This is a genomic window from Citricoccus sp. K5 (assembly GCF_902506195.1).
Lineage (GTDB): Bacteria > Actinomycetota > Actinomycetes > Actinomycetales > Micrococcaceae > Citricoccus.
Map to the genome: position 1 here is coordinate 557,710 of NZ_LR732817.1, position 18,861 is coordinate 576,570.

Consider the following 18,861-nt stretch of genomic DNA (forward strand, 5'->3'; position numbering starts at 1 on the left):
GGTGCAGGGTGGATGCCGGCCGGTTCTCAGGGCAGGGCCGGAGACGCCGCGAGCAGTTCGCGGGTGTAGGGGTGGGAGGGGTCCGCGAAGATCTGGTCCTTCGGGCCGTGCTCCAGGATGCGGCCGTGACGCATGACGTACACGTGGTCCGCGACCTTCTGCACCACCGGCAGGTCGTGGGTGATGAACACGTAGCCGACCCCGAGCCGGTCCTTCAGGTCCGCCATCACGGCCAGCACGCCGGCCTTCACCGAGGCGTCCAGGGCGGAGACGGCCTCGTCGGCCACGATGATGCGGGGGTCCAGGGCGATGGCGCGCGCGATCAGCACCCGCTGCCGCTGCCCGCCCGAGAGCTCGTGGGGGAACCGGTCCATGAAGGCCGCCGCGGGCTCCATGCCCACGAGCTCGAGGACCTCGGTGACCCGTTGTCGGGTCTCGTCGGACCCCCGGGCCATCCCGTGGAGCCGGATGACCTCACCGATCGCCTGCGCCACCCGCTTGCGGGGGTTCAGGGACCCGGCGGGGTCCTGCAGCACCGCCTGGACGCTGCGCCGGTATGCGCGGCGCTCGGTGCGGTCCATGGAGCCGACCTCGCGTCCGTCCAGCCGGATGGAGCCCTCGGTGGGATCGAGCAGGTCCAGCAGGAGGCGGGCCAGGGTGGACTTGCCGGAGCCGGACTCACCTACGATCGCCACGAACTCGCCGGGCCTGGCCTGCAGGGTGGCGTTCTGCACGGCGTGGACGGGCGCCGATGTGCGGCGGGAACGGAACGTCTTGGAGACGTCGATGGCCTCAAGCAACATGGGTCGGCTCCTCGGCGAACCGCTGGCGCAGGGCCAGGGGGATGGAATACAGATCGGTGTCCCGGTCGGTGAGGCTGCGGACACTGCGCAGCAGGGCCTGCGTGTACTCGTGCCGGGGCTCCGCGAGCACCCGCGCGGTGGGGCCCTCCTCCACGATCCGGCCCGCGTACATGACGTAGACACGGTCGGTCATCCCCGCCACCACCGCGAGGTCGTGGGAGATGAGCATGAGGGAGGTCCCGAGCTCGGCCACGGTCTCGTCCAGGGTCCGCAGCACGTGCTGCTGCACGGTGGCGTCCAAGGCCGTGGTCGGCTCATCGGCCAGGACCAGGGACGGCTCCTTGGCGATGGCGATGGCGATCAGCACCCGCTGCCGCATGCCGCCGGAGAGCTCGTGCGGGAAGGACGCGGCCACCTGCTCGGCGTCCGGCAACCCGGCTTGCCGCAGGAACCGGAACACGGCCCGGTCCCGCGCCGTGCGGTCCCCGCGCGCCCCGGAGCGGACCAGCCGCCGGTCGGGGATCGATTCGGCCACCTGCCGCCCCACCCTCATGGTGGGATTCAGGAACGTCAGCGGGTCCTGGAAGATCATGCCCACGGTCTTGCGCCGGACGTCGTTCCAGGTGCGGGCCGGGGCCCCGACCATCTCCTGGCCGCGGATACGGATGGAGCCGCTCACCCGCACCCGGGGGGAGGTGGGCAGCAGGCCGGCGATGGACCGGCCGGTGACGGACTTGCCGGAGCCGGACTCACCGACCAGGCCGACGCGCTCGCCGTCGTGGACCACCAGGTCCACCGACTTCACCGCCTCCACCTCGCTGCGTTCTCCGGTCGGCAGCACCACGTTCAGTCCGGTGAGCTCAATCAGCGGGGTGCCGGCGGCCGGTGGGTTCTCTGCGATGGTCATTTCACCCTCCCGACGGTGGGGTTGTAGGCGTCGTTGAGGGCGTCGCCGAGCATGTTGACGGCGAGCACCACGAGGAAGATGCACAGGCCGGGGGCCACGGCCAGCCACCAGCCGTCCCGCATGTAGGCCTGGGCGGAGTTCAGCAGGGCACCCCACGAGGGGTGGGACGGGTCACCGATGCCCAGGTAGGCCAGGCCCGACTCGATGAGGATGGCCCGGCCCACCGTCATGGACGTGGCCACCAGCACGGGCGGCAGGGCGTTGGGCAGGACATCGGACCAGATGATGCGCACGGACCGGAACCCGGCGGCGCGGGCGGATTCCACGTAGCCCAGCTGGGAGATGCGCATGGCCTCGGCCCGCACGATCCTGGCCACCGCCGGCCACATGGTGATGGAGAGGATGGCCACGATGATGAAGACGTTGGCCCCCAGCAGCGCCGCCGCCACCAGTGCCAGCACGATCCCGGGCAGCACCTGGAAGAACTCCGCCAGCTTGACCATCAGGGTGTCCATCCAGCCGCCGTGGTAGCCGGCGAGTCCGCCGACGACCAGGCCGATGGTCATGCAGAGCACCGCCACGGTAAAGCCCACCAGGAGGGAGATCTGGCCGCCATTGACCACCCGGGACAGGTAGTCCCGCCCCAGGTGGTCGGTACCCAGTGGGTGGGCGGCGCTGGGAGCGAGCAGTTCGGCGTTCCCGGTCGCGGAGGGATCACCCACCAGGAGCGGGCCGAGGGCCGCGATGAGGACGAACAGCCCCAGCAGGGGCAGGAACACCATCGTGCTGGGCTTGCGCAGGAACACCCGCCAGGGGGACCGTTCGGTGCCCGGGGGACGACGCCGGCCGGAGGCACCGGCGGGGGCGTCCGGCCGTGCCGGTGGTGGGGCCCCGGTGCCGTCGGGTGGCGCCATAGTGCCGGCTGCGCCGGCGGTGCCGGCGGCCTCCGGTGGGGGGACCATGCTGGTTTCCTGCTGGGTCATGCCGCTACCTCGTCACTCTGCCGGTCCTGCCGGCCCTCGGGCGGCAGGGTGCGTTGGGGGGAGAACTGGGCCCGCAATCGTGGATCGACCAGCCCGTACACCACGTCCGTGAGGATGTTGACGAGGATGATCACCACGGTCAGGACGATCACCACGCCCAGGATGACCATGTTGTTCTGGCGGTTGATGGCGTCGATGAACAGCAGGCCCATCCCGGGCCAGCCGAACACGCGCTCCACCAGCACGGACCCGGCCAGGATGTAGCCGAGGCTGTAGCCGGAGACCGTGACCATGGGCAACAGGGCGTTGGGCAGGGCATGGCGCCAGAGCACGTGGGACGAGGAGAGGCCCTTGGAGCGGGCGGTGTCCACGAAGTCCTGACCCAGGGACTCGATCATGGACGAGCGCATGATGCGGGTCTTGTACGCCAGTTCGCTGGTGGCCATGGTGACCACGGGCAGGACCAGGTACTCGAGCCCGATGCCCGGCTGCCCGTACGGGCTCTTGCCCTGGGTGGGGAACCAGCCCAGCCAGATCGAGAACACCATGATCAGCAGCATGCCGAACCAGAAGTTGGGGACGGAGAACAGCGCCACGGCGCCGCCGGAGATGCCGCCGTCCAGCCACCGCTTGCGGGTCCGGGCGGCGATCGAGCCGAGGATGATGCCCCCGATGGTGGAGATCAGGAAGGCGGGGACCGCCAGGGCAAGGGTGTTCCCGGCCCGGCTGAGGATCAGATCCAGCACCGGTTCGTTGTTCGTGCCGAAGGAGAACCCGAGGTTTCCGGTGAAGACGTTGCCGAGGTAGAGCACATACCGCTCCCAGACCGGCTTGTCCAGGCCGTAGGCGGCGGTGATCTGCGCCCGGAACGCCTCGGAGAGGGGGACGTCCCCGACCAAGGTCTGGATGGGATCCCCGGGGGCCAACTCCAGCAGGAAGAACAGCACCGTGATCACAGCGATGAACAGGATGAGGGACGACAACAACAATCTGCCGTAGTGAAACAATCGGGCCTTCACCGGCACCTCCTCGGCGGTGGGGGAACCGGTCAGGAGGCGGGTGCGAATGCACCGGGGTCCGTGGCCTCGGCGGTGAGGCCGGGGAGCTGGACCGGGACCGTCTGGACCGGGTTTCCCCTCAGTCTGCTGGGGCTGTGATGTGGGCCACAGGGTGCCTTCCATGCGTTGGAAGGCGCACCGGACGGTGGCGGGGTTCGGCCGGCGTCGTCAGCCCAGGCCGGCCTGGCTCCGGTTGAAGGCGATGGTGCGGGGGTCCAGGACGGGGCGCTCGGAGCGCGCCCGGGCAATGCGGCGGGCGGTGGCAAGGACCAGGTCCGGCAGCCCGTGGGGTTCCGGGTTCCGGTGTGCGTAGATGGCGCCCACGGCCACATCGACCCGGCCCAGGGCATCGGGCACCGGGGCCGCGATGGAGCCGGCCCCGGCAGCCACAGCGCCATCCAGCCGGAGGATCCCCTCGCGCCGGGCCGCGTCCATGGTCTCGTGCAGCTCCTCAGGCCGGGTCTTGGTGAACCGGGTGTACCGCTTGAGGGGAGTGGCCAGGTACTCGTCCTGTACCTGCCGGCCGGAGTTGGCCAGCAGGACCAGCCCGGTGGCCGTGACGTGGAGAGGGAGCCGCCCGCCCATGCGGTTCTGCCCCGTGTAGTTGGGATGGGCCCGCAGGGCCTCGAGGTACATGACGTCATGGCCCTCCCGCACCGAGAGGTTGACGGTGAGTCCGGTCCGGCGCTGCAGGTCCACGAGGTGTGGCAGGGCCAGCTCACGGATGCGCAGGTCCTCCGTGGAGGCGCTCGCCAATTCCAGGATCTTGCGGCTGAGGCAGTACCGTCCCTCCTCATCCAGGTCCAGGCCGCCCCATTCCCGCACCTCGTGGGCGAGGCGGTGGGTGGTGGTCAGGCTCAGATCGGCACGTCGGGCTATCTCGGAGAGGGTCAGCGGTTCACCCCGGTCGGCGAACGCGTCCAGCAGGGACAGGACGCGGGCGGCAGCCGTTCGCTTCGGGTGTCCGGGTGCGGTGTCGCGGAGCCGGTCTCGCACGCTCTGGATGTCCACGGGTGGGTTCTGGTTCATCTCGGTCAGTCCTCCGGTGCCACCCGGTTGTGGTGCGCCGTCAACGGGACCGGATCGGCGGATGCCGGAGGCCGTGGGAACGGTGGCGGGCGCGAGGCAGGGCTCGCGGGGCACGGGACGCACCGGTGGTGGGTGTGGCCAAGGTTAGGAGCCGGCGTCGTGCCTACCGGCCGGTTTCCGCCGGGCGAAAGCCGGAGGGAAGGGGATGGGGCAGGCCGGTGCGGACTGGCGGGGGCCGGTGCCGAGGTGGCAGGTCCAGGCCGTGGCGAACCGTCAGGAGGTGGTGGAGCCGGCCTGGCCCGCGCTCGGGGCCACCGTCCCGCCACCGTCCACCGGGAGGACCTGGCCGGTGACCCACCTGGCGGCGGGGGTGCAGAGGAAATGTGCGGCGGAGGCGATGTCCCAGACATTGCCCTCGGTGCGCAGAGCCACGCTGCCAGCCCTCAGCTCGCGGCGTTCCTGGGTCATGCCGCGGGCGGCGAAGGCGCCCCAGATCATGCCGACCCGGATGCAGTTCACGCGGATGCCCCGCGGGGCCAGGGTGGCGGCCGCGCCCACGCAGAGCTTCTCGAGGGCGGTCTTGGCCAGGGTGTAGGGCAGGCCGGGGCCGCGGCCCTCCACCGCTCCGGAGGACACGTGGACGATGGCCCCGCCGGATGACATGTGCGGCTGCACGGCACGCATCAGCAACAGGGCGGTGCCCAGGTTGACGTCGAAGGCCCGCTGGTAGTCCTCCAGGGAGGTCTCGAAGATGCCGGTGATGCCGCCGCCGCCCACCGAGTTGCCCACCACGTCGATGGGTCCGTACTCGGCCAGCACCCGGTCCACGGTGGCCAGGACATCGGCCTCGTCGGTGAGGTCCACGGCGAAGCGACTGGCGTGGCCTCCGGCCTGCCGGATGGCGTCCACGGTCCGCTGTGCCGCCTCCTGGTCCCGGTCCAGCACCGCGATGCGGGCTCCGGCCCGGGAGAAGAGCCAGGCCATGGCGAAACCCACCCCGCCCTCGGGCCCGCTCAGGCCGCCACCGGCGACGACGGCGGTCTTGCCGGTGAGCCAGGGGGTCTGTTCGGCCTGGGCGATCTCATCCTGGACGGCTGCGGACCAGGGGTGGGTTTGAGTACCGGTGCTGGTGCCCGGGCTGGTGCTGGCGCTGGAAGCGGTGGTGGTCACGGCGGGGTGCTCCTGGGTTCGGTGTGAGTGGGTGTGCGGGATCTGTGAGGTCTGTGGTTCAGTGCACCCGGAAGGACTGTCCTGACCAGGTGCTGAACACCCGGACCACCATGGAGATCGCCGCGTTGGGAGAGCCGGCCACCACGATCGGCAGGGAGGCCGGCGTGGCGTCGGTGATGGCCGGGTGGACATGGTCCGGGGCGAAGGGGCCGAAGGAGCGGTCACTCAGGCCCTTGCCCGTGGCGGCCAGATCGGCCTCGGTGTGCCCGGAGTTCTCGACGAGCCACTGGCGGACGTCCTGCTTCGACAGGCCCTCGTCGTCGAGGGCACGGGCATGCGCCGGGTTCAGGACGAGGACGGCTGAACTGCTGCGGAAGATCCACGGACCCATCCTCTGCAGGGTGTCCGCGAAGTCCCGCAGGAGCTCCCCGGCGCTGCGGAAGGACCGGTTGTCGATGAACTCGCTGGTCCGGGACAGGACCACGCTGACGGCATCCTGCCCTGCCGGCACCCCGGTCTCGGCGCTGTGCGGGGCCCAGGGGCTGGACTCCTCATCCTCACCCACGCAGTGGAACCAACGGCCGGGGACCCCCTGGGTCGCCTGTTCCAGTTGCTGCGGCACCACGCCGAAGCCGTTGCGCACGGTCAGGCCCAGGGCGCGCGGGATGGTCATGTTCGCCCGGAACCCCGGACCGAAAACTCCACCGGTGGAGTTGACGCCCAGGCGGTGGCGGATCGGGCCGTTGACGATCACCAGGGGTGCCGGTCCGCTGGTGGACTGCCAGCCGCCACCCCGGGCGGCCCGTTCATGGGACAGCGCCTCCCAGGCGGTCAGCACGACGGGCAGGTACTCCGGACGGCACCCGGCCATGGCGGAGTGCAGGGCGATGTCCCGGACGGTGGCATGGCGGTCCAGCTGGGGCAGACCGGCCAGGACTTCGTCCGGGTCCCGGTCGGTGTGGAGCAGGAACTCCTCGACCACGTCCTGCGTGGCCGGCAGCACGGGAAGGCCGTCCGACCAGCCGCGGTCGAACAGGTACTCGGCCATGGCGCGGGAGGCGGCGGGATCCAGCTCGGACTCCGGGACTGTGGTGCGGGTGAGGGCCGGGTGGCCCGCCTGGCCGGAGCTCATGCGGCCGCACCGAGGAAGTGGTCGCGAACGCGGGGCGCCAGCGTCTGGCCGCGTTCGGCGAGGTCCGCGGCGGTCAGATTGGCGATCGGATGCGGCATGAGGAGCACCGGGAAGTCCGGCCGCCCCTTGAGCCCGGCCATGGCACGTGACGTGACCTCGAAGGCCTCCGTGCACAGGACCGCCACGGGCACCCCCCGCTGCTCCAACGCGATGCCGTCAGCGACAGCGGCGGCGCTGCAGGACCCGCAGTCACCGACGCCGATCACCACCACGTCGCAGTCACGGATGAGGCCGTCCACCACGTCCTCGGCCAGGGGCATGGCGAAGTCCTGCTTCGTCATCCGGACCAGGTCGACGTGGTCCGTCTCCGTCAGCACGGTGCCCAGGGCATCCAGGAGGGCAGCGGCATTGCGTTTCGTGTTCTCCAGCAGGCCCACGCGTTTGCCCCGGAGGGTCTCCACCGGGGGCGCCGCGGCCGCCTGGATGGTGGCGACCGGTCCGCTGGGACGGCCTCTGCTGCTCATACTGCTGATGGTGGGGTCAAGGATCCCGGCCGTCATGGCTTCCTCCATCCTCGCGGCAGCTGCCGCAGTCTCGTCCGGCAACTATGACCGGGGTGGAGGCTCTCATCGGGGTGGATTCCAAGCGATGGAAGACCTACGTGTGCCACCGACGTCTGCGCAGGTCCGGACTCTGTGGAAGAATGGGTTGCCGGTCCGCGACGACCGTTCGACGCCGACCCTTCCGCCCTGGTGTAACGGCAGCACGCCAGCCTTTGGAGCTGTGCAGTATAGGTTCGAATCCTATGGGCGGAACCACGCGTCAGGGAGAACTGGCCGATGCATCGTCCCGGCCCGATGTCAAGGGTTAAGTCTGAGGGTTGAATTCACCCCGGCACACCCCATTCCCGTGGACGAACCTTCCGCTCCACACCGGCGCTCCATAGTATGTGGTGGCTAGAGGCATCCCCGCCCCTTGACCGCCGTTCACCCGGCGGTCCGTCCGGATCCCCCTCCGGATGGACAGTACTGAACCGGAAGCTCACAACATGCAACCGTCTCCAACGTCCCCATCCATCGCGCCCGAACGGCTCGTCACCGAATCCCCCTCAGACGAGCAGGACCAGCCCCGACGTCCCGGCCCCACACCGGGCATCCACCTCACCGGACGGCCGGCGTCCGTTGCCGTGGCCATCGCCGACCTGGCACCGCTCGACCTCTCCTGGCTTGACCCGGGGGCAGATGGCCGCTGGATGGAATCCCCGGACGAGGCGACCCGGGCCCTCGGCAGGATCCTGACCGGCCACGGTGCCGGTGGGGCGATCGTGACCGGCGAACTCGGTGATCGCCGCGAGACCATCGAATCAGCGCTTTCAGAGGTCAGCCCGGACCGCTCGGTCTTCCGGCTCCATGGCAGCTCCTTCGCGGCGACCACCCCGTACGGAGCCCTGGCCATCCTGCTCTCGGGGCTGAACGAGGCGCCCCCGGCCAACATCCACGGCATGGTCCGCGCCCTGGCGGACTATCTGGGATCGCCCGGAGGTCAGCCGGCCATCGTGATCGTGTCCCAAGCGGATCAGATCGACCCGGACACCATCACCGTCCTGGCCCAGCTGTCCCAGATCAACCGCATCACCCTGGTGGTGCACTGCGACCGGCCGACGGAGGTCCCCGTCGACCTGGCGGCCCTGCGCCGCTTGGGGACCCTGACCGGGATCACCGTCTGGCCGCTGACTCCCACGGCCAGTCACGGTCTGCTCGAAGAGGTGCTCGGGGGAACCGTGTCCCGCTTCGCCTCGACCGTGCTGTGGCAGCACAGTTCGGGGTCCGTCCATCGCTTGCGGCAGCTGGCCCGCGACTGCGTGGTCTCCGGGAAGCTGCGGCGTATCGACTCCAGTTGGGTCCTCGCCCCGGGACCGCTGCCCCGCTCCACGTCGGGAGGGGCCTCGACCGCGGTGCTGCGTGACCTGCCGGTGCGCCACCGAGCCCTGCTGGAAATGCTCGCGATCTGCGGGCCCATGCGCGTCGCTGACCTCATCCACACGGGCTTCGCCGCCGAACTGGACGACCTCGAGGACGACCGGGTGCTCGAGATCAGGAACGACCACAGCGGTCGGCTGGCCCTGGTCACGTCCGTCCAGGCGGCAGAGATCCTGGCCGCCATCGAACCGGACCGTCACCGCGAACTGGCCAGCACGCTCGAGGCCCTCGACCCCGGGTACCTCAGTGTGCTCCGAGCGGCCCAGGATCTGGTGGCCATCGGCGACGCCGAGGGAGCCATCTCCCTCTTCGCCGAGGTCGGCCGAGCCTCGGGCGGCCAGCAGCGGGCCTCCCTGGCGTCCGGCAGGATCCACCTGGCCTGGGCAGAGTCACAGGCACGGGCCGTGGTGGGAGACCTGGACGGCGCCGAAGCCGTGATCCGCCGATCCCCGGAACATTCCTCCGCCGTGCTCGGTGTCCAGGCCGCGGCACTGTCCGTAGCCCGCGGAGACCTCCGTAAGGCCTTGTCCCGCTTGGAGTCGATCTCCGCCGACCACCGTCCGGAGCTGCTCGACGCCGGCGGCGCCTTCTTCACGGGCGAGGCCGTTCACTTCCGCGCCAGGTCCGTGCGTGCCGAAGCGCTGGCCATGGCAGACGACCAGGCCGGTGCCCTCGACCTCGTGGTCTCGGTGGACCGGGAACTCACCGGATTCCGGACCCTCGGGATCATCAATGACGTGCTCAGCCCCTACGAGCGGGCAGTGGTGGCGGACTCCATGCTGACCGTCCTGCTGACCTGCGGCCAAACTCAGAGGTGCCGGGAACTGGCCGAGGCCATCCTGGCCGGCAGGCATGGAAACCCCCATGCGGTGTTGTATGCCGACCTCGTCATCGCCGCCCTGGACGCCATGACGGGTTTCCGTGAGCGAGCCGCACTAGGGGCCTCACACGCGGCAGCCCAACTGGAGGTGGCCGGCCGACCCCAGGACCTCCAGTTGGCGCTGGCCATCCAGGCCTACTGCGCCACGGACCGGAACGACCCGTCCGGTGCGGACGCCTCGCGACTGTTGGACGCCCGGGCGGAGGGCCATCCTCGAGTAGCGGCGGCCTCATCCTTGGGACGGCTCGGTTGGTTGGCCGAACTGTTCCTGGCCTGGTCCACGGGTGAGATCCACTCCACCCGGGCGCGGACAGCGAGGATCCTGGCACTCGCGGACCGGGCCGCCGCGGACGGACTCTACGCCGTGGAATTCTATGCGGTGGCCAGTGCCTTCCAGTTCGGTGAGACCTGGCTGGCACCGCGGCTCGCCGAGACGGCTGCCAGTACCCAGACGCTGACCTCAGGACCGAGTCTGCTGATGGCCCGCTCGGTGCTCGAGGGCGATCAGGACCTGCTGTACCGGTCCCTGGAGCAGCTGGCGGCGGCCGGTCTCGCGGCGCACGTCGAACGAATCAACTCGCCCCTGCTGAAGGACCTGCCGCAGGCCCAATTGCGGCGGCTGGCTGAGACCGCGGCCGCCGCGGGGCGCAGGGGCGGCGCGGAGACCGAGGACCCGGAGGGAGAGCCGGACTGGATGGTTGACCTGACCCGCCGGGAGAAGGAGATCTCGCGGCTAGTGGTGGCGGGCAAGAGCAATGCCATGATCGCGCGGATCAGCGGTATCTCCATCCGGACGGTGGAAGGACACCTGTATCAGATCTACGCCAAGCTCCAGCTCAAGGGCCGGGCCGAACTGACCCGCCTGGCAGCGGCGCACGCCCCGCAGCGGAACGCATCATGACGGCAGCCGCCCGGGGGCGGCGGGTCCCTCCGCGGACCCTGCCGCGCAGGACGCCGGAAGTCGAGATCCTGGTGGACATCCTGCAGGGCGACCGCTTCGCCGGTGCCGTGATCCTCGGCGGACCTGGCATGGGCAAGTCCTCCCTCGTCCAGACCGCACTGGAGATCAGCGGACGCACGGCAGAAGTGCAGACCGTCCAATGCAGTCCCAACCTGCGCGAGGTGCCGTACGGCGCCCTGACACCGCTGCTCGCCGCGCTGCCCGAGCTCAGCACCCCCGTGGAGGTGCTGCGCGCCCTGCAGCAGTTCGGACAGGACCCCGTGATCGTGGTGGTGGACGTCCAGCACCTGGACGCTGCCAGTGCCTTCGTGCTGGCGCAGCTCGTGCAGAACCGGGCCGCCACGCTGCTGACGATCGGGACCGGCTCGCTAAGCCGCGAATCGGGCATCGCGGCCCTGGCGGACACCGGGGTGCTGAGCACCATCCACTTGGAACCCGCTGATCTGAACCAGGTCCGGCGGCAGTGCACGGGGGTGCTTGACGGGCCGCTGACCGAGGCCGCCGTGCGGACCATCCACGGGATGACCGGCGGCAACCCCCGGCTGATCAACGCCTACCTGGCCTCCGCCCATGACCAGGGGATCCTCGTGCGGGCTCCGAAGGGGGCGGCGCTGCCGGGGAGGCCGGCGCCGTGGATGCTGCTGCGGGCCGCACCGGATCCGGACGGACGGCTCATCGACACGGTGGAGGCCATGCACGGTTCCCTGCTGCCCGGCGAACGCGAGACACTCGATCTGGTGGCCCTGGCCGGGTGGGCTCCGAGGTCCCTCCTGCGAACGGTGGCAGGGGAGCACGTCCATGACCTGCTCGACGCGGGCTTCCTCCGCTCGGGGGATTCCCCAGACACGGTGGGCCCGGCCGCGGTCATCCATGCCGAGGTGCTGCGGACCCGCATCCCGCCGGGACGCAGCTACGAGTTGTACAAGAGGTGGCATGCGGCGGGCGGCAATGCAGCAGAGCACCGGACGGCCCGCAGCGTCCTCTGGGCGCTGGAATGCGGACAGCCCGTGCCGCTCAGCGAGATCATGGACGCCGGCTACCGCGCCCTGCAGGCCCAGGACTGGCCCACCGCCCGCGCCATGGCCCCCCTGCTGTCCGAGTCACAGGATCCACGGGCGGCCCTACTCGTGTCCGAGCTCATGCTCGTGGGCGGACGGACGTGGGCGGCCAGCACGGAACTGGAGGAACTGACGGTCCGGACCACGGATCCGAACCTCAGGTTGGAGGCTGTCAGCCTGATGGCCCTGAACCGGGTGCGGACCGGGGAGGCGGCCAACCCCTGGGCCGCCCTGCCCGCTCTGATGGCCGAGCTCAGGGAGCGGTTGCCGCAGCACACCGTCACCCCGCCGTCCCTGGCCACGCTGGTGGACATGCTGATCCATGACGCCGTCCACCTGCACCGGCCCGAACTGCTGGAGCAGGCCCGGCTCCTGGTGGAGGACCCGGAGACCACGGACTTCACCCGGGCCATCATGCTGCTCATGCAGGCCGATGCCCTCGCCATGGCCGGACAACCGGATGCGGCCATCCCGGCCGCGGAGCGGGCCTTCGAGCTGGCGGCCACCGTTCCGGTCTTCTCCGCCCGGTTCGGGCTGGACGCGCTGGTGTACCTGGTGCTCGCCTACACCTCCGCCGGATACACGGACCGGGCCAGGGCCGTCCTGCAGGGCCAGCAGGGTCAGCCGGGCCTGGAACCACGCCAGTGGCATGAGCGGTCCGGCACCGTCCTGATCCTGCAACACCTGGTCGAGACCGGCGGCGGGACGCCGGTGCAGGCCTCCGCGTGGCTGGAGGACGCCGTTGTTGAGCTACGGCACCACGATCCCGTCCAGATGCTCCCGCTCGCCGAGGCCCTGCTGGCACCGCAGCGGGCCGCCGTCACCGTGGGCCTGCCCAGTCCCACCGCCGAGGAGCGTGCCGCGGGATCGACCTGCGGCCCGGAGAGCCGCTGGCTGATGTCCCTGGCCCTGTTCAGCATCGCCGAGGACCGCAATCCGGATGCCGCGGACGAGGGACCACCGCTGTGGCGCCGGGTCCTCGATGACCCGCGGCTGAAGCAGGACCCTGTCATCCGGCAGGAGATCCTGCTCAGCCTCATCCTGCTGCGGGACCCCGTGGACCTGGACGAGGCCCTGCTGGAGGAATTGCACGGCATCGCCACGGTCACGCAGGGGCCGCGTTCAACGGCCATCGCCCGGGCACTGGACCCGTCCCTGGCGCGGGACCCGCGGGGACTGGCCGAGGCCGCCGAGGAGACGGCTGCCACAGGGGCGTTCCTGCCGGCGGCCCTCTGCTGGTCCCGGCTGATCCTGCTCCACCACCGGGCCGGCGACCTGCGCCGCCGGGGGGAAGCACTCCGGCGGCTCAAGCACCTGCAGGTGCGGTCCGGGCTCGACTTCCCGCCGTACATCGCCGGGGCCCTGGCTCTAGGCGAGCTGACCGCACGCGAACAGGAGATCGTGGACCTGGCCGCCCAGGGACTGAGCAACGCCGCCGTGGCAGAGAAGCTCTTCGTCTCCCAACGGACCGTGGAAGGACACCTGTACCGGGTGTTCACCAAGCTGGGCATCGCCGACCGATCGGAGCTGCGGGACCTCCAGTTCTGAATCGCAGCACGAGCGCGTCCGGATCCCGGACCACCTGAGGCACCCGCCCCCACCTGAGGGGAGGGTGCCTCTCTCGTTTGCGGCCGGACCAGTGTGGACGGCGTCATTCCACGTGGGGGCCGGGTACCCGTAGGGAGCGGGCAGGTGTACCGCACGCGGTCCGCGGAAGCGAATCGAGTAGGCCGCTACGGGTGTGGACAGGGGCTTCCGAACCTACGCTCAAGGTGTCCGAACGGCAGGCCATCCCCCCGGCCCGCCTGAACGGTCACCGTCCGTCGCCACGCTCATGGGTGGCTCCCGCACCAACCCCCGGTGGGAGATCCGATGCAGTACTCCGTTGCCGCCGCGCGCCGGCATGGGCTTGGGAAGTGACCATGTCCCACGCCACCGAACGCTTGATCACACCGCACCACCCCGCCACGGGCATGGCGTCCCGGTCCCGACGCTCATCCCTGCGCAACGCCGTCCGCGCCATCCGCCCCCTCCGCACTCTCTGGGGAATCGGGCCCGCCGGCCGGCACCGCATCGCCGCCCCCGGCGGCACCGTGGAGGGGCCGGCCACGCTCCAGCTGACCGGCACCGTACCGGCCACCTACTGGCGGGACCGCTACCGGCGCAGCGTCCTCGTGACCGACGTGGTCCTGGTCGTCCTGGCCACGGCTGTGGGCGGACATGTCTCCACACTGGCCTTCACCGACCCTGACCGGCCCGCCGTGGTGGTGGCCGGCGTCGTGGCACTGCTGTGGGTGGGCATGCTGCAACTGTTCCGGACACGCTCGGCACGCAGCATGGCCGTGGGGGCGACCGAGTACAAGCGGGTCCTCGACGCCACTGCGGCGACCGCCGGCCTCTACGCGATCCTGGCCCTGCTGGTGGGCGGAACAGGTGGTCGGTACTTCCTGCTCATCGCCTTCCCGGCCGGGCTGACCGGACTGCTGGCGGGGCGGTGGCTCTGGCGTGTGTGGCTGCACCGGCGGCGCATCCAGGGCTGCGCTCTGTCCGACGTCGTGGTGGTCGGCCAACCGGCCGACGTGCAGTACGTGCTGCGCCAGATCGAGCGGAAGTCCGGTGGCGCCTACCGGGTGGTCGGAGTGGTCCTGGACGGGGAGGCCACGTCCGAGGACGAGGAGGAGACCTCCCTCGCCTCCCGTCACGCCCCCAGCTTCCTCGGCGTCCACCACGTCACCTCCGCCGTGGCACGCCTGCACGCCGACGCCGTGATTGTGGCCGGGGCGCTGACCGGCGGGAACCAGGCCATCCGTGATCTCGGCTGGTCCCTGGAGGAATCCCGGGCCGAGCTGATCCTGGTGTCCTCACTGACCAACGTGGCCGGCCCACGGATCAGCGTCCGCCCCGTGGAGGGGCTGCCGCTGATGCACGTGGAGCAGCCCACCTTCGACGGCGGGCGCCATCTGGTCAAGCGCACCATGGACATCGCCGTCTCCGCCGTGGCGTTGCTGCTGATGCTGCCCCTCCTCGGGACCCTGGCGTTGATGATCCACCGGGACTCTCCCGGAGGGGTGCTCTTCGCCCAGACCCGCACCGGACGCCGCGGGCTGCCGTTCCGGATGTACAAGTTCCGCACCATGAGGGCGGACGCCGAGCAGCAGAAGGCCGCGCTCGCCCTCGCCAATGAGGGAGCGGGACCGCTGTTCAAGCTGAAGGACGACCCCCGGGTCACCCGGATCGGCACCCGGCTCCGGCACCATTCGCTGGACGAGCTGCCGCAGTTCTGGAATGTGCTCAAGGGGGACATGTCACTCGTCGGCCCCCGGCCCCCGCTGCCGGACGAGGTGGCTGCGTATGCCGGCCACGAGGGCCGCCGGCTGTTCATCAAGCCCGGACTCACCGGTCTGTGGCAGATCAGCGGCCGCTCAAACCTGGGGTGGGACGAAAGCGTCCGCCTCGATCTCTACTACGTCGAGAACTGGTCCGTCACGGGCGATCTACAGATCATGTGGCGCACCTTCAAGGTCATGATCCAACCCGAAGGAGCGTACTGATGAGTATCGCCGCCGATTCCACCGTCAACCCCGCCCTCCGCGTCGCCGTCATCGGCGCCGGCTACTGGGGCCCCAACCTGGCCCGGAACTTCGCCATGAGCTCCGACTGGGAGCTCGTCGCCATCTGTGACATGGACCGCGAGCGGGCCGAGGAGCTGGCCCGGAAGACCGGCGAGCCGGCCGTGGTCACCTCCGTGGACGAGCTGTTCGCCGAGCACGAGGTGGACGCCGTGGCCATCGCGACGCCGGCCCGCACCCACTTCGGCATCGCCATGCAGGCGATCGCGGCCGGCAAGCACGTGGTGGTGGAGAAGCCCCTGGCGGACACCACCGAGCGTGGCCGCGAGATGGTGGAGGCCGCCCGTGCCGCCGGAACCGTCCTGATGGCCGACCACACCTACTGCTACACCCCGGCCGTGCTCAAGATCCGTGAGCTCATCGCCTCCGGCGAGCTGGGTGAGATCCTCTACGTGGACTCGGTCCGCATCAACCTGGGCCTGGTCCAGCCGGACGTGGACGTCTTCTGGGACCTGGCCCCGCATGACCTCTCCATCCTGGACTTCATCCTCCCGGGCGGCCTGGAACCGGTGTCCGTCTCCGCCCAGGGGGCTGACCCGCTGCGCTCCGGGAAGTCCTGCGTGGGCTACCTGTCCCTGCCGCTGGCCAACGGCGCCCTGGCCCACGTCCACGTCAATTGGCTGTCCCCGACCAAGATCCGGCAGATGGTGATCGGCGGCAGCAAGAAGACCCTGGTCTGGGACGACCTGAACCCGCAGCAGCGGCTGAGCGTCTTCGACCGGGGCGTGGACCTGGGCCGCCAGGAGCAGGTCTTCGGGGACACGGCCTCCCGCAAGGGCGCCGCCATCTCCTACCGCCTGGGGGACACCTGGTCCCCGGCGCTGTCCGAGTTCGAGCCCCTGGGCCTGATGGTCACCTCCTTCGCCGAGGCCATCCGCAAGGACCAGCCGGCGCCCACTGACGGCAGTTCCGCGCTGCGGGTGCTCTCCGTACTGGAGGCCGCCAGCGCCTCCCTGGCCGCCGGCGGGGCGAAGGCCCTGCTGGGCGGGGGCATCTCCTCTGATGCCGCCAAGAACACAACGATGGAGTCTGCACTGTGAAAACTGTCCAATCCACTGACAGGAGCATCCTTGACGGTGCCCGGATTGTCGTCACCGGCGGAGCCGGCTTCATCGGAAGCCACCTCGTGGATGCGCTTCTGAGAGACCGGAGTCCGGCCGCCGTCACGGTGGTCGACAATCTCGCCAACGGGTCCAAGGACAACGTGCAGCACTGGCATGGCGATGACAGATTCGCGCTGCAGGTTGCCGATGTCCGGGACAGAGAGGCGATGGAAGCCGTCTGTACTGGTGCCGACGTCATCTTCCACCTTGCCTGCCTGGGCGTCCGGCACAGTCTCCATTCCCCTGAGGAGAACCATGCAGTCAATGCCGAGGGGTCCCTGACGGTCGGCTTGGCGGCCCGCGACGCCGGGGTTCGACTCCTCGTTCACGTCAGCAGCAGTGAGGTTTTCGGCACAGCCCAGTACGCGCCCATGGATGAGCGCCATCCGACCTGGCCGGAAACCGTCTACGGGGCAGGCAAACTCGCCGGTGAGGCGAATTCCCGGGCCATGTACCGGACATACGGCGTGCCGACCATTGTGGCCCGCCCCTTCAACACCTATGGGCCACGGAGCCACCACGAGGGTGACAGTGGCGAGATCATCCCACGCACGATCGTCCGGCTCCTGGGAGGAACAGCTCCGGTGCTGTTCGGCAACGGGGAGCAGACCCGGGATTTCATGCATGTCCTCGATACCGCAGCTGGACTGATGGCCCTGGCCGAGTGCGGAAGGGCGGTGGGCGAGACTGTCAACCTCGGCACGGGGCAGGAGGTCAGCATGCGATCCCTGTGCGAGCTCATCTCGGAGGCGGTGGGACGCTCCGACCTCGTGCCCGAGGTGTTGCCGGATCGCCCTGGTGATGTTCGGCGGCTCATCGTGGACAACCGACGAATGACCGAGTTGACCGGGTGGCGCCCCACCCAGGACTTCACGGCTGGCATCAGCGACCTGGTCGAGTGGTTCCGCACCTGCGGCAAGAGTCCGGACGAACTGCTGGACCAGGTCTCAGCGATGAACTGGTCCGGGGAGTCGGTGCCGACGTGAGCAACCGGATTGATGTCATGAAGCCCTGGCTGGGCCCGGAGGAGACCGAAGCCGTCTCCCGGGTCATCGCCTCGGGCTGGGTCGCCCAGGGGCCCCGGACCGTCGAGTTCGAACGGGCCTTCAGTACGGCCCACGGGGTGTCCCACGGCGTGGCCACCTCCTCCTGCACCACCGCCCTGCACCTGGCCCTGCTCGTGGCGGGGGTGCAGCCCGGCGACGATGTCATCGTCCCCTCCTTCTCCTTCATCGCCACGGCCAACGCGGTGACCTATGTGGGAGCCCGTCCGGTGTTCGCGGACGTGGACCTGCTGACCGGCAACGTGACCGCCGAGACCCTGGACGCCGTGCTGACCCCCCGGACCACGGCGGTGATCGCCGTGGACCAGGGCGGCGTCCCCGTGGACCTGGACCCGATCCGGACCCTGTGCGACCGGCATTCCCTGGCCCTGGTCGAGGACGCCGCCTGCGGCGCGGGCTCCACCTACCGCGGATACCCGGTGGGTGTGGGAGCCGATGTGACCGCGTGGTCCTTCCATCCGCGCAAGCTGCTCACCACCGGTGAGGGTGGCATGCTCACCACGGACAACCCCGAGTGGGCCGCCCGCGCCCGGCGGCTGCGGGAGCACTCCATGGACGTGTCCGCGGCCGAGCGGCACACCTCCGTGCTGCCCGTCCAGGAGGGCTACCCCGAAGTGGGGTTCAACTTCCGGATGACGGACCTGCAGGCGGCCATGGGCCTGGTCCAGCTGGGCAAGCTCCCGGAGATGGTCCGCCGGCGCCGTGCCCTGGCAGAGGACTACCGGGCCGTGCTGTCCACCCTGGCCGGGCTGCGCTACGTCACGGACCCGGAGTACGGCACCTCCAATTTCCAGTCCTTCTGGATCGAGGTCCTGCCCGACTTCCCGCTGAATCGCGAGGAACTGCTCGAGTGGCTGGCGGCGGACGGGATCTCCGCCCGGAGGGGGATCATGGCGGCCCACCGCCAGGGCGCCTATGCCGGACACTCGGGCCTGGTCAGCCCCCTGCCCATGACCGAGAGGCTCGCGGACAACACGCTGATCCTGCCGGTGTTCCACTCCATGACCGATGACGAGCACCGCCGCGTGACCTCGAGCCTCAGGGCCGCTGCGGAATCACCGCGCAACACCCGCCACCGCTCCACCAGCACGGGGAGCCGATAGCC

At 70.2% G+C, this 18,861-nt stretch carries 14 protein-coding genes and 1 tRNA gene; 7 read left to right on the top strand and 8 right to left on the bottom strand.

Going from position 1 to position 18,861, the window contains the following annotated elements; all coding sequences use genetic code 11:
• Positions 1-26: 26 nt before the first annotated feature.
• From BOSE125_RS02450 to BOSE125_RS02485, 8 genes are all read right to left on the bottom strand, one after another.
• Positions 27-803, bottom strand: coding sequence for an ABC transporter ATP-binding protein (locus BOSE125_RS02450; protein WP_159549477.1), 777 nt, complete (start codon positions 801-803; stop codon positions 27-29).
• Entirely contained in the window at positions 793-1,710 is a 918-nt protein-coding gene (locus BOSE125_RS02455) for an ABC transporter ATP-binding protein (RefSeq protein ID WP_159549480.1), read from the bottom strand. The genes BOSE125_RS02450 and BOSE125_RS02455 overlap by 11 nt, the downstream gene beginning before the upstream one ends.
• Entirely contained in the window at positions 1,707-2,693 is a 987-nt protein-coding gene (locus tag BOSE125_RS02460) for an ABC transporter permease (protein ID WP_159549483.1), read from the bottom strand. Before BOSE125_RS02460 ends, BOSE125_RS02455 begins: the two co-directional genes overlap by 4 nt.
• Positions 2,690-3,712 (bottom strand): ABC transporter permease, encoded by a 1,023-nt coding sequence (locus tag BOSE125_RS02465; RefSeq protein ID WP_159549486.1) that lies wholly within the window; start codon positions 3,710-3,712, stop codon positions 2,690-2,692. Before BOSE125_RS02465 ends, BOSE125_RS02460 begins: the two co-directional genes overlap by 4 nt.
• 207 nt (positions 3,713-3,919) lie before the next feature.
• Positions 3,920-4,780 carry an IclR family transcriptional regulator gene (locus BOSE125_RS02470; RefSeq protein ID WP_159549489.1) on the bottom strand — a complete coding sequence of 287 codons (861 nt, stop codon included), beginning with the start codon at positions 4,778-4,780 and terminating at the stop codon, positions 3,920-3,922.
• A 273-nt stretch (positions 4,781-5,053) separates the two neighbouring features.
• The gene (locus BOSE125_RS02475) at positions 5,054-5,950 is read right to left on the bottom strand and encodes an SDR family NAD(P)-dependent oxidoreductase (RefSeq protein ID WP_159549492.1); all 897 of its coding nucleotides are present in this window, start codon (positions 5,948-5,950) and stop codon (positions 5,054-5,056) included.
• Between the two features lie 58 nt (positions 5,951-6,008).
• Entirely contained in the window at positions 6,009-7,082 is a 1,074-nt protein-coding gene (locus tag BOSE125_RS02480) for a hypothetical protein (RefSeq protein ID WP_201301119.1), read from the bottom strand.
• Positions 7,079-7,642: a UGSC family (seleno)protein gene (locus BOSE125_RS02485; RefSeq protein ID WP_159549495.1), complete on the bottom strand. Its 564-nt coding sequence runs from the start codon at positions 7,640-7,642 to the stop codon at positions 7,079-7,081. Before BOSE125_RS02485 ends, BOSE125_RS02480 begins: the two co-directional genes overlap by 4 nt.
• Positions 7,643-7,825: 183 nt before the next feature.
• Here BOSE125_RS02485 and BOSE125_RS02490 point away from each other — a divergent pair.
• The 7 genes from BOSE125_RS02490 to BOSE125_RS02520 all read left to right on the top strand — a co-directional run bounded on the left by BOSE125_RS02490 (position 7,826) and on the right by BOSE125_RS02520 (position 18,859).
• Positions 7,826-7,900, top strand: a tRNA-Gln gene (locus BOSE125_RS02490).
• Positions 7,901-8,130: 230 nt separating this feature from the next.
• Positions 8,131-10,842: a helix-turn-helix transcriptional regulator gene (locus BOSE125_RS02495; protein ID WP_159549498.1), complete on the top strand. Its 2,712-nt coding sequence runs from the start codon at positions 8,131-8,133 to the stop codon at positions 10,840-10,842.
• Positions 10,839-13,508 carry a LuxR C-terminal-related transcriptional regulator gene (locus tag BOSE125_RS02500; protein WP_159549501.1) on the top strand — a complete coding sequence of 890 codons (2,670 nt, stop codon included), beginning with the start codon at positions 10,839-10,841 and terminating at the stop codon, positions 13,506-13,508. Before BOSE125_RS02495 ends, BOSE125_RS02500 begins: the two co-directional genes overlap by 4 nt.
• Positions 13,509-13,882: 374 nt before the next feature.
• On the top strand, positions 13,883-15,511 hold the full coding sequence (locus BOSE125_RS02505; RefSeq protein ID WP_159549504.1) for a sugar transferase: 1,629 nt from the start codon (positions 13,883-13,885) through the stop codon (positions 15,509-15,511).
• Positions 15,511-16,629 (top strand): Gfo/Idh/MocA family protein, encoded by a 1,119-nt coding sequence (locus tag BOSE125_RS02510; RefSeq protein WP_159549507.1) that lies wholly within the window; start codon positions 15,511-15,513, stop codon positions 16,627-16,629. The genes BOSE125_RS02505 and BOSE125_RS02510 overlap by 1 nt, the downstream gene beginning before the upstream one ends.
• On the top strand, positions 16,626-17,678 hold the full coding sequence (locus tag BOSE125_RS02515) for a dTDP-glucose 4,6-dehydratase (RefSeq protein ID WP_159549510.1): 1,053 nt from the start codon (positions 16,626-16,628) through the stop codon (positions 17,676-17,678). Before BOSE125_RS02510 ends, BOSE125_RS02515 begins: the two co-directional genes overlap by 4 nt.
• Before the next feature lie 17 nt (positions 17,679-17,695).
• Entirely contained in the window at positions 17,696-18,859 is a 1,164-nt protein-coding gene (locus tag BOSE125_RS02520) for a DegT/DnrJ/EryC1/StrS aminotransferase family protein (RefSeq protein WP_159554589.1), read from the top strand.
• Positions 18,860-18,861 lie beyond the last annotated feature (2 nt).

Coding starts and splice junctions, on each gene's coding strand:
- BOSE125_RS02470 (WP_159549489.1), bottom strand. CDS start 4,780: ATGAACCAGAACCCACCCGTGGACATCCAGAGCGTGCGAGACCGGCTC.
- BOSE125_RS02505 (WP_159549504.1), top strand. CDS start 13,883: ATGTCCCACGCCACCGAACGCTTGATCACACCGCACCACCCCGCCACG.
- BOSE125_RS02510 (WP_159549507.1), top strand. CDS start 15,511: ATGAGTATCGCCGCCGATTCCACCGTCAACCCCGCCCTCCGCGTCGCC.
- BOSE125_RS02500 (WP_159549501.1), top strand. CDS start 10,839: ATGACGGCAGCCGCCCGGGGGCGGCGGGTCCCTCCGCGGACCCTGCCG.
- BOSE125_RS02460 (WP_159549483.1), bottom strand. CDS start 2,693: ATGACCCAGCAGGAAACCAGCATGGTCCCCCCACCGGAGGCCGCCGGC.
- BOSE125_RS02485 (WP_159549495.1), bottom strand. CDS start 7,642: ATGACGGCCGGGATCCTTGACCCCACCATCAGCAGTATGAGCAGCAGA.
- BOSE125_RS02455 (WP_159549480.1), bottom strand. CDS start 1,710: ATGACCATCGCAGAGAACCCACCGGCCGCCGGCACCCCGCTGATTGAG.
- BOSE125_RS02450 (WP_159549477.1), bottom strand. CDS start 803: ATGTTGCTTGAGGCCATCGACGTCTCCAAGACGTTCCGTTCCCGCCGC.
- BOSE125_RS02480 (WP_201301119.1), bottom strand. CDS start 7,082: ATGAGCTCCGGCCAGGCGGGCCACCCGGCCCTCACCCGCACCACAGTC.
- BOSE125_RS02520 (WP_159554589.1), top strand. CDS start 17,696: ATGAAGCCCTGGCTGGGCCCGGAGGAGACCGAAGCCGTCTCCCGGGTC.
- BOSE125_RS02495 (WP_159549498.1), top strand. CDS start 8,131: ATGCAACCGTCTCCAACGTCCCCATCCATCGCGCCCGAACGGCTCGTC.